Origin of the sequence: Hyphomicrobium sp. (assembly GCF_020852195.1) — a bacterium.
Classification (GTDB): Bacteria; Pseudomonadota; Alphaproteobacteria; order Rhizobiales; family Hyphomicrobiaceae; genus Hyphomicrobium_C.
Genome location: NZ_JADZBI010000027.1, coordinates 37,588 through 53,033, shown reverse-complemented (window position 1 = coordinate 53,033; position 15,446 = coordinate 37,588). Strand labels below are relative to the sequence as shown.

General features: G+C 67.7%; 17 protein-coding genes. 10 read left to right on the top strand and 7 right to left on the bottom strand.

What is annotated here, in order from left to right; genetic code table 11:
* Positions 1-136 precede the first annotated feature (136 nt).
* From IT540_RS02440 to IT540_RS02430, 3 genes are all read right to left on the bottom strand, one after another.
* Positions 137-817 (bottom strand): hypothetical protein, encoded by a 681-nt coding sequence (locus IT540_RS02440; RefSeq protein WP_291172756.1) that lies wholly within the window; start codon positions 815-817, stop codon positions 137-139.
* Positions 818-1,095: 278 nt separating this feature from the next.
* Positions 1,096-1,311 (bottom strand): hypothetical protein, encoded by a 216-nt coding sequence (locus IT540_RS02435; protein WP_291172755.1) that lies wholly within the window; start codon positions 1,309-1,311, stop codon positions 1,096-1,098.
* A 154-nt stretch (positions 1,312-1,465) separates the two neighbouring features.
* On the bottom strand, positions 1,466-2,149 hold the full coding sequence (locus IT540_RS02430; protein ID WP_291172753.1) for a protein-L-isoaspartate(D-aspartate) O-methyltransferase: 684 nt from the start codon (positions 2,147-2,149) through the stop codon (positions 1,466-1,468).
* A 173-nt stretch (positions 2,150-2,322) separates the two neighbouring features.
* Here IT540_RS02430 and IT540_RS02425 point away from each other — a divergent pair, with 173 nt between their 5' ends.
* From IT540_RS02425 to IT540_RS02405, 5 genes are all read left to right on the top strand, one after another.
* Positions 2,323-2,871 (top strand): polymer-forming cytoskeletal protein, encoded by a 549-nt coding sequence (locus tag IT540_RS02425; protein ID WP_291172751.1) that lies wholly within the window; start codon positions 2,323-2,325, stop codon positions 2,869-2,871.
* Positions 2,872-2,972: 101 nt separating this feature from the next.
* Positions 2,973-3,839, top strand: a complete 867-nt coding sequence (gene rlmJ, locus IT540_RS02420) for a 23S rRNA (adenine(2030)-N(6))-methyltransferase RlmJ (protein ID WP_291172748.1) — start codon at positions 2,973-2,975, stop codon at positions 3,837-3,839.
* A 285-nt stretch (positions 3,840-4,124) separates the two neighbouring features.
* Positions 4,125-4,340, top strand: coding sequence for a cold-shock protein (locus IT540_RS02415; RefSeq protein ID WP_291172745.1), 216 nt, complete (start codon positions 4,125-4,127; stop codon positions 4,338-4,340).
* 147 nt (positions 4,341-4,487) lie between these two features.
* The gene (locus tag IT540_RS02410) at positions 4,488-4,814 is read left to right on the top strand and encodes a hypothetical protein (protein WP_291172743.1); all 327 of its coding nucleotides are present in this window, start codon (positions 4,488-4,490) and stop codon (positions 4,812-4,814) included.
* 256 nt (positions 4,815-5,070) lie between these two features.
* On the top strand, positions 5,071-5,937 hold the full coding sequence (locus IT540_RS02405; protein WP_291172741.1) for a hypothetical protein: 867 nt from the start codon (positions 5,071-5,073) through the stop codon (positions 5,935-5,937).
* 86 nt (positions 5,938-6,023) lie between these two features.
* On the opposite strand, the gene fetB is transcribed toward IT540_RS02405, so the two are convergent.
* From fetB to chpT, 4 genes are all read right to left on the bottom strand, one after another.
* On the bottom strand, positions 6,024-6,821 hold the full coding sequence (gene fetB, locus IT540_RS02400; protein WP_291172739.1) for an iron export ABC transporter permease subunit FetB: 798 nt from the start codon (positions 6,819-6,821) through the stop codon (positions 6,024-6,026).
* Positions 6,818-7,444 (bottom strand): ABC transporter ATP-binding protein, encoded by a 627-nt coding sequence (locus IT540_RS02395; protein ID WP_291172736.1) that lies wholly within the window; start codon positions 7,442-7,444, stop codon positions 6,818-6,820. Before IT540_RS02395 ends, fetB begins: the two co-directional genes overlap by 4 nt.
* A 122-nt stretch (positions 7,445-7,566) precedes the next feature.
* Positions 7,567-7,938: a response regulator gene (locus tag IT540_RS02390; RefSeq protein WP_291172734.1), complete on the bottom strand. Its 372-nt coding sequence runs from the start codon at positions 7,936-7,938 to the stop codon at positions 7,567-7,569.
* Between the two features lie 263 nt (positions 7,939-8,201).
* A complete protein-coding gene (gene chpT, locus IT540_RS02385; protein ID WP_291172731.1) occupies positions 8,202-8,849 on the bottom strand; it encodes a histidine phosphotransferase ChpT in 648 nt (215 codons plus the stop codon).
* 523 nt (positions 8,850-9,372) lie between these two features.
* Between chpT and IT540_RS02380 the strand changes: the two genes are divergently transcribed.
* The 5 genes from IT540_RS02380 (at position 9,373) to IT540_RS02360 (ending at position 15,397) form a co-directional block, all read left to right on the top strand.
* Complete coding sequence (locus tag IT540_RS02380) at positions 9,373-10,377, top strand: DUF1134 domain-containing protein (protein ID WP_291172728.1); 1,005 nt, start codon at positions 9,373-9,375, stop codon at positions 10,375-10,377.
* Between the two features lie 157 nt (positions 10,378-10,534).
* A complete protein-coding gene (locus IT540_RS02375) occupies positions 10,535-12,067 on the top strand; it encodes a hypothetical protein (protein ID WP_291172726.1) in 1,533 nt (510 codons plus the stop codon).
* 209 nt (positions 12,068-12,276) lie between these two features.
* Entirely contained in the window at positions 12,277-13,023 is a 747-nt protein-coding gene (locus tag IT540_RS02370; protein ID WP_291172724.1) for a TSUP family transporter, read from the top strand.
* A 24-nt stretch (positions 13,024-13,047) separates the two neighbouring features.
* Positions 13,048-13,482, top strand: a complete 435-nt coding sequence (locus tag IT540_RS02365; protein ID WP_291172722.1) for a sodium/substrate symporter small subunit — start codon at positions 13,048-13,050, stop codon at positions 13,480-13,482.
* Positions 13,475-15,397, top strand: coding sequence for a hypothetical protein (locus IT540_RS02360; protein WP_291172720.1), 1,923 nt, complete (start codon positions 13,475-13,477; stop codon positions 15,395-15,397). Before IT540_RS02365 ends, IT540_RS02360 begins: the two co-directional genes overlap by 8 nt.
* Positions 15,398-15,446 lie beyond the last annotated feature (49 nt).

The window sequence follows — 15,446 nt, the reverse complement described above, 5'->3', positions numbered from 1 at the left end:
TTCCGCTTCGCTCCACTTCGGCCGGGATGACAGATGGTGCATTTTGCCACTTGTGTCATCCCGGAAAGGCGAAGGCTCTAGCCGGAGCCTTATCCGGGACCCAGGGGCGTAATGCGCCCGCTGAGCGTACGTCGCGCTACTCCGCCGCATCGAGATCGTACACGCCCGGCGCGAGCTCGGCGTTCTCGACGAACACCTGCATCGCGCCGAGCATCTGCCAATGCAACCGCTGCAGGTGCGCGGCCAACGCGGGCTCCGGCTCGAACACCGCCGGCCCATCTCCATCCGGCGCAGGCGGCAGGCAGCCGAGGATGCGCGCCATGTCGACCTCGATATACGTGTAGTCGCCATACGGCCGCTTGGGATCGGCAGCCGCCGCCGGATAGACGCCGGCGTCGACGCGCTCCTCGCATTCGGACGAGGACGGCCAGCGGATCTCGATGTTGCGCAGGAGCTTCAGATGCTCGTCGGTGACCGTGACGGCGCCGTCGGCATCGAGGCCCAGATCCGCATCGCTCACGCCGTCTGCGCCGCCATAACCGCGCATCGCGTCGCGCACATCGCCCGCGCTGATATTGCCAAGCCGGTAGCGTCCGGGCGCGAGCACGCCATGCTTCAACGCTCGCGCCAGAACGAAGAGCATCTCCACATGCCGACGCGCCAGCGCGTCCGCATCGTCGGTCACGAACACGTCCGCGAGCTGCGCCAGGACGTCCGCACGGGTCGAGCATCGGCGCGCCGCGCTCAGCGCCGTCCCACGAAAACCGCATCTGCCGCAATAGCGCGAGATGGGATGGTGTGATCTCGAAGCGGCCATGGCCGAACCATGCGCCGTCGGGCACCTCCAGCGCCGCCTCGGGATCGGTCCAAAGCTCCGCCACATGGGCCGCTAGCACCAGCGGACCTGGAGCGGGGCCTGAAGCATCCAGCCCCAGCCGCGCGTCGATCATGTGTCGGGCGGCGGCCAGCTTGGCGTCGTCTGCGCTCGCGCCTGCCTTGCGCGCCCGGCGGTAGGCGCCGACAAAGCCCAGCATGAACTTCAGACGGTCGAGCATGGCCGCGCCGTCGCCGCCGAATGCGATAGGGAGAAAACGCTCACTTGACCGTGACGCGCGTCACAAAATGACAAGGCCGGTACTTGCGCGTATCGATGGTGACGCGGGCTCCGGCCGGCACCGGCTGCTGCCCCCGCGTATCGAGAAAAACGACGAGACCGCTGTCGGTCACGACCTCGGCCGTGCTCGCGGCCCAGACGCGCACGGTTCCGCTGAACGTATGTTGTCCCGGCTCGAACCGGTCGAGATCGTCCATTCCCTCGTCTCCTGCTCCACCCCACGCGGCAGAGCCGCGAGCATATGAAACCCAGACCATGACCGACGCCGGTGGCTTGCGTCCGAGGCGTCGTCGTTGATCCCATCAAAAAGCCCGGAGCCCGATCGGGATTCAAACGAAAACCGATCAAACTTTAGTCTTTAGGGGTCCCCTGCCGTGTCATCGGAACAAAGCATACCGGGATGATCTCCCTCAAGACGGTCGATTGATCGCTCCGCTTTTCGACAAGAATGAGTTGCTGCGCCGTGCCGCCGACCGACATGAGCAGACGCCTGCCCGGTGCGAGCTGTTGGATCAGAGCCTCCGGAACCTCGGCTGCGGCAGCCGCGACCAGGATGGCGTCGAACGGTGCCGCCTCCGGCCAGCCCAGATGCCCGTCGCCGATGCGTGTGTGGATGTTGCCAAGCCCGAGCGCCTTGAACGTCCTTGCCGCACGTTCGGCGAGCGGCGCGCAGAGCTCGATCGTGTGCACGATGTCCACGAGCTGGGCCAGCACCGCCGCCTGATAGCCCGAGCCGGTGCCGACATCGAGCACCTTGTCGCCGGGCTTGAGGTCCAGGATGTCGGTCATCAGCGCGACGATCATGGGCTGCGAGATGGTCTGTCCGTAGCCGATCGGTACCGGCCGGTTGCGGTACGCATCCGAGATATGCTCCGGCGGAACGAACAGGTCCCGCGGCACGGCACGCAGCGCTGCGAGCACGCGCGGCGAGAGCGCGCCACGGCCAAGCTCGCTGGTGAGGCTTGCCGCGGACTGCTCGACCTCGCGCACCATCGCCTCGCGCTGGGCTCTCATTTCCTCGTCGATCGCGCTCATCGTCCATTCAATGCCCGAGCGTCGAGCCGAGTTCGGACCCGATGCATCCCGCCATGATCGCAAGCAGCAACGTCGTCGCGGGTGTCGCCGCTCCGGCCAATGACATCGTTTCGACCAACTCAGGCCTCACACATGGCGTGTGCGGATTGCCAGTAGCGTCAGGGAGAGTGAGCATGGTTTTCAGTCGCAAGCCCGAGCCGGTTCCGGCCGAGGCTCCCGCACCGCAATTGCGTCGGGGTAACGGGGTGGAGAAGCAGCATCTGCACGCAGTCGCGTCCGCCGGCGCAGCCGCCACCCAGTCCGTGATCGGCAACGATCTCTCCATCGAGGGAGAGACGATCACCATTCGCTGCAAGGGGTCGTTGAAGGTTCTCGGCAACATCCAGGCCGATCTGCACAGCCGTCAGCTCGAGGTCGGCAAGGAAGCCGTGATCCAGGGCGCGATCGCCGCCGAGACGGTGGACGTGTTCGGCCGCGTCAACGGCGCCATCATGGGCACCCATGTCGTCCTGCACGCGACCGCCGAGGTCGAGGGCGACATCCACAGCCACCTGCTCTCGATCGAGCAGGGCGCCGCCTTCGACGGCCGCTCGCGCCGCGTGAACGACCCCTCGCAGATCGCCCCGCAGCTCGAGCGCCCGGGTGGCCTTGCCGCGTCCGCGTCGACGGGCCCGGCCGTTCCGCCCGCCGTGCCGACCTACAGCTATTCGACGAACGGTTGACGGCGGCGGGCGCCCGACAAACAGGCCCTCGCGTGTGCTAGAAAGCTTCGGGAGACGGCACCGGCGCCCAGCCGGTCCGTCTCCTGCAGCATCGGGCACCCATGAACTATCGCCACATCTATCACGCCGGAAACTTCGCGGACGTCTTGAAGCACGCCGTGCTCGCCCTCGTCATCGAGCACATGAAGCTGAAGGAAGGTCCGTTCCGCGTCATCGACACTCACGCCGGCACCGGTCTCTACGACCTCACGAGCGGTGAGTCCGAGAAGACGGGGGAATGGCAGGACGGTATCGGCAGCCTTCTCCCGGCCGCGCCTCCGGCCGAAATCGCGGCCATGCTGGCGCCTTATCTGGACGTGGTCCGCGCGGAGAACGACGGCGGTGATCGCATCGTCCGCTATCCCGGTAGCCCGCAAATCGCGCGCCGCCTCATGCGCCCGGTCGATCGCCTGGTCGTCAATGAGGCGCATCCCGAGGATGCCGACCGCCTCGCGGCGCTGTTCGCGAAGGATCGTCAAACCAAGGTGCTGGCGCTCGACGGTTGGACGGCGCTCAAGGCGTTGCTGCCGCCGAAGGAGCGGCGCGGCGTCGTCCTCATCGATCCGCCGTTCGAGGAGCCCGGCGAGTTCAAGCGTCTGCTGGAGGGGCTTACGGCCGCCCACCGCCGCTTCGCGACGGGCACGGTGATCCTCTGGTATCCGATCAAGAACGAGCGTGCCGCTGCCGCGTTCTCGCGCGATGCCGCGGCGCTTGGCATTCCGAAGTTGCTCTCGGCCGAGCTTTTCATCGACACGCCGCGCGACGAGGGACCGCTCGTGGCCACGGGCCTCTTGATCCTCAACCCGCCCTTCACCTTGGGATCCAAGCTTGCCGTTTTATTGCCGTATCTGACGGCACTTTTCGCGCGCGGCAAGGGCGCCGAAAACCGCCTCGCATGGCTCGCCGGCGAGCGCGTAACATCCTCGTGAGGCCAGAAATTTCGGTGCTGTCATAAGCCACCAAGGGTTGCACGCGGAGCGGCTTTTCGGAATACTTCGGACGCTGCGCGTGCGGGAGGACGCACGCGTAGCGAATGCCGGTGTGACCGCCGAGCGGGACGGGTCCGAGGTTCGATTGGGATTGCCGTGCGCAGGATCGTGCTCTTGAAGACTCCGAAGTGTCTCACGCGTCGAAGGTGATGGCGGCCCGCCGGCTGGAGCATCGCCCGCGCTCCTGCCGGTTCCCTGAGTGACGCGGGCACGTGGAGAGTTGCGATGCGCCAGGTTGGAACGGTCAAGTTTTACAACGATCAGAAGGGATACGGCTTCATCACGCCGGACGACGGGGGCAAGGACGTCTTCGTCCACGTGACCGCCATCGAGCGCTCGGGCGTCGGGCCACTGGCGGAGGGCACGCGCATCTCCTTCGACACGGAGCCGGACAAGCGCGGAAAAGGCCCAAAAGCGGTCAACCTCCAGCAGGCCAACTGAGCAAGTTGTCCGGAGGCAACGAGCAACGGAAAATCGCAACGCAGCGTCCGTTTTCCTGTGAAACAGCGATGGGCAGGGCACCGTAAGTCGGGCAGAGTCCCCGCCGTTGTGCCATGCGCACGAAGTATTTCCAGGGAGATAAGAGCGATGCTCAAAGCTGTGCGTTTGACGACGGCGCTCGCGGCCATTGCGGGCCTTGCGGCCATGACCGCCTCGGCCGAAGCAAAATCCTGCGTCAAGAAAGGCGCGATCGGCGAGGCCGGAAGCCAGCAGGACGCCAAGCTGCAGGTGGACGAGGCCCTTCTCCAGGCCGTCGACTGGGGCGCCTGGGCCGCGTGGATGGGCTCGAGCAACAAGGTCGGCGCGGCAGCGAATGTGGGCGGCTACTCGTTCGGGCCGCGCAACTATAGCTGCAAGCAGGGCGGCTCCTGGGGCTGGACCTGCCGCGGTTCTGCCACGATCTGCAAGCTCTGATTGAGACCTCCACAAGGGGAGGACAACACCGCGCCCTCCTCGGAGAGCGCGGGGTTGTTTTGAGCGCCGGACGGCAGGCATTGCAGGGGGGCGGCCGGCTGACCTGCGTCTGCCCTGGGGTGTGACCCCGAGGGGACGGGACCTTTGCCGTTGGTAAACCTGCGCATAATGTTGCCAAGCGGTCTAGGCATGCTGCCCGGACACGGCTATAGCAGCAGGAAGATGAAATGATCTTCGGCCGTTACGGAGAGGCTTGATGGGGTTCGTGTCCAGGTTCGCTCTTGCCGCCGCGCTGACAGGTGCGCTCGCCTTCGCGCATCCGGCGCTCGCCGGTTGCAAGCGCATGGGCTTCACGGTCAACGACTATGGCAAGGAAGGTCCCACCCGCGACGCCAAGGATCTGCTCGACAAGCACATCGCGACCTGGGCCGCTGAGCAGGGCATCGAGAAGTATACCGTCGGCAAGAAGGACGTGAGCTGCGAGCTCTTTCTGAACCTCATCATCGTCGACGAGCACACGTGCACTGCCTCCGCCACTGTCTGCTGGGGCCCCGACATCAACAAGCCGAAGCTGCAGGACGCGAAGACGACGCCGGAGAAGAAGAAGGACGCGCCCGCCAAGAGCGAGAGCAAGTCCGCCGGATCCTCGGAGACTGCCAAGCCCAAGGAGAAGTCGGCGGAGAAGTCCGACGCCAAGCCAGAGCAGACAGCCGCGGACTCCAAGCCGGAGGAGCCCAAGCAGGACGAGACCAAGGCCGCCGACGCCACCACGCCGGAGGCAACGCCGTCCTCGGAGCCTGAGGTCGAGACGGGCGCAATTCCCGTTCCGCCGACTGCGGCAGGGGCCGCAGCAGCTGTGTCGCCGACCGCTGTCGAGCCGGCGGCGAGTGCCGATAGCGAGGCCAGCAAGGCAGCGGCCGCCGCTGCCGAATCGGCCGCCGCTGCAGCCGAGCGTGCCGCCGCCGCCGCTGAGCGGGCTGCGGAAGCCGCGGAGCGTGCCGCGAAGGCCATGGCCGAGCAGCAGCAATTGCAGCAGCAGTCGGCAACGCCGCCTGCCGAAAGCGCCCCGTCGACGTCCGCGTCGTCCTCGGTTCCCGTCGCGCCCGTCTCACCGACGCCTTAGACCGTCATCGCTTTCGGATCCTGTCAGTCCGAAGCGTGCACCCATAGGCGCCTTTTCCGAGCGCGAGCGAGCGTGCCTGCACACGCTCATGTTTGCCTGAGCCGGTCGAGGCGCAGGCGGTGGCGCTCGTCGGTCAGCAGCAGCACGGATCCAAGCCCCGCGGCAACGACTGCGATGCTCGTCGATCCGGCGATCAGGAACATGATCATCACCTGATACTTGGCTGCCGAGACGGGATCGATGCCGGCCAGGATCTGTCCCGTCATCATGCCGGGCAAGGCCACCACGCCGGTCGTGGCCATGGCGGTCACGATCGGCATCAGCCCCGTCGTCAGCGCGCGCCGCAAGATGCCGTCGAGGGCCTCGAAGCGACCCGCGCCGAGCGCGAGCCGCGCCTCGATCGCCGAGCGCTCGCGCACCGCGGCCGAGGTCATGGCGTCGAGCACGAGGCTGGTGCCCGACAGCGCGTTGCCGAGCATCATGCCGAAGATGGGCAGCACGTAGCGCGGCGCGTACCAGGGCTCTGGCCCGATCACCAGCGTGGTCGCGAACATCGTCGCGACCAGACCTGCGAAGAACGGCGCACCGGCCCCGAGCGCGGTCGCAGCCGCGCCCCCGATGCGCCGCTCCTGCCGCGAGACGACCTCGTAGGCGGCGGCGGTCGTCATGAAAAGCGCGAACAGTGCCGTCCACAGCGGTGAATCGAGCGCGAAGATGTATTTGAGCGCCAGCGCCACCACGGCGAGCTGCACCACCATGCGCAAGGCCGAGATGGCGAGCGAGCGCTCGAGCCCCAGCCGGAACGCGAACGAGACGGCGCCGTTGGCGATCAGGAGCAGCGCGGCGAGCGCAAGGTCGGAGATCTCGAGCGGAACGTAGGTCATGGCGGCGACATCCGGGCTGCTTTCGGCGCCCTGTCCTGCGGCGGCGCGAGCTGGAGGCGCGCATGGGCGAGGCGCGCGATCAGCCCCGCATCATGGCTGGCGATGAGCACGCTGCGCCCGGCGAGGAGCTGGAATCGGATCAGCTCCTCAACGAGCGCCGTTGCCCCGACATCGAGCGCGCCCGTCGGCTCGTCGAGCAGCAGCACTTTGGGCTCGTCGGCCAGCGCCCGCACCAGCGCGATCCGCTGCCGCTCGCCCGTGGAGAGCAGGGTCACCGGACGATCGAGCACATCCTCCACCAGTCCGAGGGCCGAGACGAGACGGTCGATGCGCGGGCGCGATGCCGGCGTGGCGGGAAGGGTGCCGCGCGGTGTGTCGGTCCACCACCCGGGCTCCGCCGCCGCATAGCGGACGGCACGCCGCCACGCCTGAGGCGGCATCTCGCGACGCTCCGCGCCGTCCAGGAAGAGCTGCCCCTCGACGGGGTCGAGATCGGCGATCGCGCGCAGAATCCGTGTCTTGCCGGACCCCGACGGGCCTTCGATGGCCAGGCATTCGCCGCTCGATACCGCGAAGGAGAGCGGCGGCAGCGATCCGATCCGGAGGTGTTCGACGCGCAGCACGTGAGGTCCCTATCATCGATATGAGGATAGCGACGCTTACCAAGTGCGGGAGGCGGAGACCAGACGGGGCGGGACCTTGTCCCAGACCTTGTCGGGGAGCCCGCGAGCGAACACCCTCCAGGTCAGGCCGCGAGCCCCGCGCTGCTGAGCGTGCCCATGAATGCGGCCTGATCGAACGGCTTCAGCATGTAGGTGTCCGCGCCGGCGGAAAACGCGCGCGAGATGTCGGCCGGATCGTTCTCCGACGTGGCGTAGATGACGAGCGGCCGGCGCGTGTTCTCGCCCGAGAAGCGCAGCGCGGTCATGAACTCCACCGGGGTCTTCCCCGGCAGGCGCCAGTCGAGAAGGATGACGTCGATGTTGTTGTTACGGCAGAACTCAAGCGCCTCGTCGGCGCAATCCGCTTCGACCACATCGTACGACAGTTGCTCGAGATAATGGCGCGCGACCTTGCGGATGATCTCGGACTGATCTGCGATCAGGCATCGCTTCATTGGCTACGAAACTCCAACCTGTCGATTGATGCGACCATGGGCAACAGCACGTCGCGACGCCAGCGGTCGATACACAACTGGTGTATCGGCCGGTAAGTCCTCAGTGATATGTCCTTTGTGATATAAAGGAATTAACGAGAGGTTGAGGGGTGGCTCAGAACGAGCGCCCCAGCGGCCTTAAACCCGGATGCGATCGGGATGAAACCGCCGCTCGCGAATTTCGCCGCGCAAGCGAAAGTATAAAGGACCGTCGGTGGAGCGCGTTATTCGAAGGCCGAGAGCAGCACGTCCTGGCCGTCCTTGACGATGGACAGCGTCATCCCCGCGGCCTGCGCCAGGCGCCACGTGTAGTAGGCCTGGATGGTGAGTGCGTCGAGCGGTGGTATGCCTTCCCCGGAGATGAACTCGCCGAGGTGCTGCGGCGCCCGAGCGCCGGTTCCCCGGCAGCGCAGGACAAAGCTCGGTGCCTCCGTCGTGCCCTGCATCACGACCTCGATGTCGCCCCCGCGCGGGAGTGCAGAGACGGCCATCGCGACCAGGTTGAGCAGGAGCTTGACCTTGTCCTTGGTCATATACCCGCTGAGGCCCTGCCAGATGAGCTTGTGCTTGCCCTGGCCGATGAAGCCGCGCGAGATCTGCTCGGCCGTGCCGAGGTCGATGAGTGCGCCTTGCGAGCCGGCGGCTCCGAACGCGAAGCGCGCGAACTGCAGCCGTGCCGACGCCTGCTCCGTGACGTTGCGGATCACGGACAGCGCATACGACTGGGCTTCCGCGTCGTCGTCCTCGTTGAGGATCTCGAGGCCGTTGTAGATGGCGCCCACCGGGCCGATGACGTCATGGCAGATCTTGCTTGAGATCAGCGCGGCGAGTTCGAGATCCGTGGGATGCACGCGCTGCGTCGTCTCAGTCATGGAATTGCCCCCTCGCGAACGATGCGCCGAACAGGGTGACCGTCTCCCGCGGCCCACGGGCTCGAGACCCGGGCTGCCGGATGAAGCCACGCGCCGATCCCCCTCGAACGGTCCGCGTGTGCCACGCATGTGTCACGAACACCCTGTCTGCTCTGATACACGCGCCCTCCCGATCTGCAAAGGCTGGGTGCGCGAGACACGGGATAAGCCGGGTTTTTTGGGAGCCAATGAGTCTCCGTGGTCACGCGCGTGCGGTGCGCAAGACCGAAAACGAATCATTGTGCGCAGGGCATGGGCGCGCGGAGTGCGCGGCGCGATCAATCGCTGAGCAAAAAACGAATCGGAGATTCGCGAATCGAATTGAGAGCTTGCGCAGTTTCGCCAACATCCGCCGCGCTTTGAGCCACGGCCCAGCCACACTTTGGTAATACTTTGAAGCAAGGATCATCGCGGGTTCGGTTCATTTCTGCGCGGCCATCGCGACGTCGCGCTTGTCCGCGGCACCCAAGGATTTCGCATACCCATGACCATGAGTCTTCGCCCGCGCCATCGCTTCGCGCTCGCCGGAGCGGCACTGCTTCTTTTCACCGGTTCGGTGATCGCCCAGAACAGCGAGCCATGGAGCCCTGACAGCTACCGCAGCGGCGGCTCGTCCTATGCCCCGCGCAATGAGGGCTACCCGCCGGCCAACGACGGCTATTCGTCCGGCAGCGGCTATCGCGGCGGCGGCGAGGCCTACGCGCCACGCAGCGCCTATTCCGGTAACGGCGGTGATGCCTACTCCCAGGGCGGCGGAGGAGGATACGGCGGCGGCAACGACGCCTATTCGCCGAGCCGTGGCGGCGGCTATGGCGCCGACGACGCCTACTCTCCGGGCCGCGACGGCTACGCTGCGGGCTCCGACGCCTATTCACCTCGGGGCGGGCGCAACGACAGCTACAGTGATCCGGGTCAGCCGGTCGACAACGGGGGAGGCTATGGCGAGCCCTATGCGCCCCCGGGCCAGGAAGCCTATCGTGAAGGCCCCCCGCCATCCGATGACCGCCGCACTTACAATCAGAACGAGATCGTCGCCGCGGGCCACGGCTTTTTCGGCGCCGTGAGCCAGGGCCTTGGCAAGGCGGTGGAATATGCTTTCCAGAGCCAGGGCCGTCCGAACGGCTACATCCTGGGCGAGGACGCTGGCGGCGCGTTCCTGCTCGGCCTGCGCTACGGCGAAGGCATGCTGTACACGAAGGATGCCGGCGATCACAAAGTCTTCTGGCAAGGCCCGTCGGTCGGCTACGACGCCGGCGCCGAAGGATCGAAGGCCATGGTGCTCGTCTACAACCTCCACGATCCTTCGGAGATCTATAACAGATTTGGCGGAGTGCAGGGCGCGGCCTATCTGGTCGGCGGCCTCAGCGTCCAGTTCCAGACCTACGGCCATGTCACGCTCGCGGTCATCCGCTCGGGGGTAGGTTTGCGCCTGGGCGCGAACATCGGCTACCTGAAGTATACCCGCGCACCGACTTGGAATCCGTTATAAACAGACGGCGAATCCGTCCCGAGCGACACACTTGCGCCTGACGCCAGGGGCAGATTAAGTCGCCTCGTCGGTGCGAGTAGGCTCCCGCTCACGTTCCGGAGCGAAGCCGAAGGCCCGCGGCGGCGGAAATGAGAGGAGTGACCCCGGGGATGCGCCGGTGATCACCATCCAGTCGGCCATGCTGGTCGCGCTCGGGTTTTTCACGGCAGGCCTGATCGGCTTCCTGCTGGCGCCGTTCTATGGCCGCCGCTCCGCGCGCATTGCCACCGACGAGCTGCGCGCAACCATGCCGCTCTCCTCCGCCGAGATTGCCGCCGACAAGGACCGGCTGCGCGCAACCTACGCGCTGACCATCCATAAGCTGGAACAGAAGGTCGAGAAGGCTGGCAACTCCGTCGCCCGCCAGCGTGTGGAGCTCAACCGCCGCGATGCCGCCATCAGCGAGCTGGAGGGCGAGGTGGAGCGCCAGAGGGCCTTGCTTGAGGAGCATGAGAACGCCCGCCGCGTGCTCGAGCAGACCATCGCCGAGCGCATGCCGAAGGTGGAGTTCCGCCTGGGCGAGACCAAGAAGCTGCTCGTGCACCGGGACCGCGAGATCACCGACCTCACACAGTCCTCGCAGCGGCAGATGCAGGCCCTGGAAGAGGCGACGCAGATCAACGCCCAGCAGCGCGACGAGATTCACCGGCTCAACGCCACGCTGGCGGCGCGGGCCGCCCGCAACCGCGAGACGCTGGCCGACCCCCGCTTCGACGGCGAGGTGGCGCTGCGGGCCGAGATCGAGGCGCTGCGCGCCAAGACGCGCGACCAGTCGGCCGTCATTACGCGCCTGCAAGGCGTTCTGTCCAACGCGGGCGCGCGCCCGGACCAGATCGCCGGCGCCGACACCGCGCCGTCGTCCGCGACACGTGCGGAGGAAAAGCCGTCGGCCACGGCCGCGCCCGGCATCGACCTCACGGCCGAGATCAACCGCCTGCGCAAGGACCTGCTCGACGCCGAGAACGCCCTGCGCTCCGTGCGCAGCATGGCGGAGGCGGGCCACGCAGGCCAGGCCGCCCTCGAGGCGGAGATCCGCGCCTTGAAGACGGTCAACGAGGATCGGGCCGCGGAGGTGGCGCGCCTCAAGGCGGCGCTCGCCACCTACGAGGCAGAGGATGCGGACGACCGCGCGCTGAAGGAGAGCAAGGTCGCCATGCGCGCGCGCCTGAGCGCGCTTCAGGCCCAGGCCGACGAGCAGACCAATACCATCCAGCGGCTGCGCGCCGAGATCGCCGCCGCCAACGAGAAGCTCGCCCGTCAGGCGGCTCACTTCATGGACGAGATGCGCCGCCTGGGCGCCGGAACCGTACCCACATCAGGCGCCCGCCGCGACGCGACGGCCAAGCCCAAGCAGCCGCTGGTCGAGCGCATCAGCGCTCCGCGTCCGTCACGCCCTCCGGCACCGTCCAAAGTCGGCACCGGTACGGCCGCGGCGCCCCCCCGGGAGGGTGGCGATTCAGCCCGCGTGAGCGGGTTCCTGCGTGCGCTTGACGGCGCCGCTGGCTCCACCGCCCGGGAAACGCCGAAGGCGGCGGAGCAGAACGGCGCCACCACCCCGACACCGGCCAATGGTGAAGCGCTGCCCAAGAAGGCCGACCGCCGCGCCAGCCTCATCGAAAGGATTACCCGGGCAGAAAAGCCCGTTGCTTGACCTCAGGTTCTTGACAGCCGGAGACGGTGCACTCATTGTCGCACCCGCCGGGTGAGGGGGCCGATCTACACCGGCGAACCATAGAAATCAGGGCCCAAGTCTAGGGAGAAGATGTTCGGGGTGGAACCGCTTGGTCCCGCCCCGAATTTTTTCGCGCGTGTCGTCGAGGCGCCGGCCCTGGGCGATGCCGTACGCCGCAGGGGGCACGTGTGGAGCTCGAGATCATTGGGCTGCTCGTCGCGGTGGCCGTTTGCGCCGGATTCGTCGATGCCATCGCCGGCGGAGGCGGTCTGCTGACCCTCCCGGCCCTGATGATGGCGGGCGTGCCGCCCGTTCAGGCCATCGCCACCAACAAGCTGCAAGGTACGTTCGGCGTCGCCGCGTCGAGCTTTGCCTTCTGGCGCGCCGGACACATCGACGTGCCGAGCCTGGTGCCGGCGGTGGTGGCTGCCGCGCTTGGCGCCGGTCTCGGAAGCTTGGCCGTTCAGGCGGTCGACCCGCAAGGGCTTCGGCAGGTGGTGCCGGCAGTGCTTCTTCTGGTGGCTGCCTATTTCGCGCTCGCCCCGTATATCCGCGACACGGCCCGCAGTGTTCGCCTCGGGCCGCGGTCGTTCGCGCTGGCCGTCGCGGCGCCGATCGGCGCCTACGACGGTTTTCTAGGTCCCGGCGCGGGCTCGATGTATTTGATCGGCTTCGTTGCCCTCTTCGGCTCCGATCTCGTCAAGGGGGTCGCCGGCACCAAGCTCTTGAATCTGACCTCGAATGTCGTGGCGCTTGCCGTCTTTGCAGCGGCCGGCCACGTCGATTATGCCATTGGGCTGGCGATGGCCGTCGGGCAGATCGTGGGTGCACGCGCGGGCGCACGGGCTGCGATAGCGCGGGGCGCGCCGCTGATCCGCCCGCTCGTCATCATCGTCTCGATAGCGATTGCGGCGAGCCTGCTTCTGCGCGGATAGTCGACGGACCCACGGGGGAAGGGAATGATCGAGGTCGGATTCGGGCTTCTGCTCATCGCCGCTGCGGTCGCGATCCTCTCCGGCGTCGGCGGCCTGCTGCCCGGTGCGTCGGGCGTTGACCTCCTGCCGCTGCTCGGCTATGGCGGCATCGGCTTCCTGCTCGCGACGGGCGTGCTCCTGGTCGCCGCGGGCCTCGCGCGGCGCGCCATCGGCCGCCAACCCGAGCGACGGCACGCGTTGCGCACGGCCCGGCTGACGACCGTCGCCCTCCTCGTCGCGGCGCTTCTTGCGATCGGTCTGCCGTTGGCCGTCGGCCCGTTCAATCTCGTCCGCATCGGTGGCCTGCCGTTCGGCTACTATCTTGCGGCCCAGGGCGCCCTGATCGGCCTCGTCGTGCTGGCGTTCGCCTGGGCAGCGCGGCAGGGCCGCATCGACGCCGAGGGGGCGCGCCATGAGTGAGGCGACTGCTTCCGCTGCGCGCCGGTCCTGGATCAGCGCCGAGCCGCTGGCCGGCCTTGCGGCGGCCGGACAGGCGGTTCCCGTCGCACTGCTTGCGTCTTTGCCGGGGCTCGTCTTCGTGGCGGGGTTCGACCACCTCGCCTACGGCCTTGGGCTGCTTGCGGGCGTTGTGCTGGCCGGCCTCCTGATCGCACCGCATGTGGCCCGCACCGGCGCGGCGACGATTACGGACGCGCTCCGCCACAGATTCGGACGGGCGACCGCGATCATCGGTGCGATCGTCATTGTGCTCGTGGTGCTGCCGCTGCTTGCGGCCGAGCTCACCTTTGTCGGCGTTCTGGCGGAGGCCGGCCTCGGAGTACCCTATCTCGTGGCGATCTTCGTCACGCTGGCAGCAAGCGTCGCGGCCACGCTGTGGCTCGGCGAGCGCGCATTCGCCTGGCTGGCCGTCGCAGCCTACGGACTTCTCGCCGCGAGCCTTTTCTTCCTGCTCGGCCTGCTGGCCTTCAAGGCCCACGGGATCGTCCTCCCGCACATCGCCTTCGGCCAGGCGCTCACAGCCATCTCGGGCCACGAGGGAACGCTTCTCGAGAACGGTCTCGTCGATTTCGACACCTTCACCGTGCACGTCGCGCCGTTCCTTCGGCTCTCCGGCCGCGACTTTCTTGCGCTCGTCATCTCGGTGGCGTTGGGCACGGCCGTGCTGCCGCCGCTCGTGTCGGCGCTGGCTGCCGGACGGCATCCGCACATCAGCCGGATGACCGGCGCCTGGGCCGCGCTCTTCGTCATGCTGGTGCTGGTCTCGGTGCCGGCGCTCGCCGCCTACGTCAAGCTCGCGATTTACGGCGCACTAGCCGGCGACACGCCACTTGCCGCCCTTCCATCATGGCTCGCGCCGCCGCTCAAGGCCGACCTCGCGCACGTCCATGGCATCTCGCTCGCAATGCTTTCTCGGGCGGCGGACGCCGTGGGCGCAGGAGCCGCGGATCCCGCCGCCATCGCTGACCATCTCGCCCGGCACGCCCTCGCGGCGGAGCAGCGCTGGCTTGCTCTCGACGAGCAGGTTCGCGCCGCCATCGTCGCGGCCGCGCGCACGATCTCGGCCGACGCCTCAGGAGACGCGTTGTGGCAGGCCTACGTCGGTCAGGTGCTGCCCGTTGCAGCTACGGCCGCCGGCAACGAGGCCGCGATGCTCACCCAGGCCGCCCTGGTGATCGAGCCGCTGGGCCTCCTGCTCGCGCTTCCCGCGCTCTCCGGCGCGCCGGGTTGGATCGCGCCCCTGATCGTCATTGCCATACTTGCGGCCGCGCTCGTCATGGCGACGGCTCTCATCCGCAGCCTGCGCGCGCTTGTCGTCGACGAGCCGGCAGCGAGCCGGTCATGGCGCGCGCCAGCGGTCACGCTCGCCACGGCTGCCGTCGCCGCGGGCTTCGCGACACTGAGGCCCGACGAGCTCGTCACCATCGTTGTCTCCGCGCTCTCCCTCGGCGCGGCTGGATTGTTCCCCGTGCTCGCTCTCGGCCTCGCCTGGAGGCACGCCACCGCCGCCGGCGCCATCGCGGCCATCCTCGCCGGCGGCGGCGTCACGCTCTACTACGACGTCGGCATTCAGGTTTTCCCCGCGGCGTTCTACAGGACATGGGCGCCGATCTCGAACGCGGCCGATTTCGCGATCGAGGAGTTCGCGACGCTGGAGACGGACGCACGCGAGGCCGAGAGCGAGGAGGAGAGGGCCGCCGCCGCGGCGGCGCTCGAGACGCTGGCGCGGGGCACGGCGACGCGCCACGGCCTCGCCAACTGGTTCGGCATCGACAGCGCCTCCGGCGCTATCTTCGGCGTGCCTGTGGGCTTGCTTGCGCTCGTGCTGGTCAGCCTTCTTTCGCGCTTCCGCCCGAGTCGCGACAAAGAACCATAGCGCCGTCGATTGGCCGGGACCCAGGTGCCTCCGCGCGATCCCACTCGCC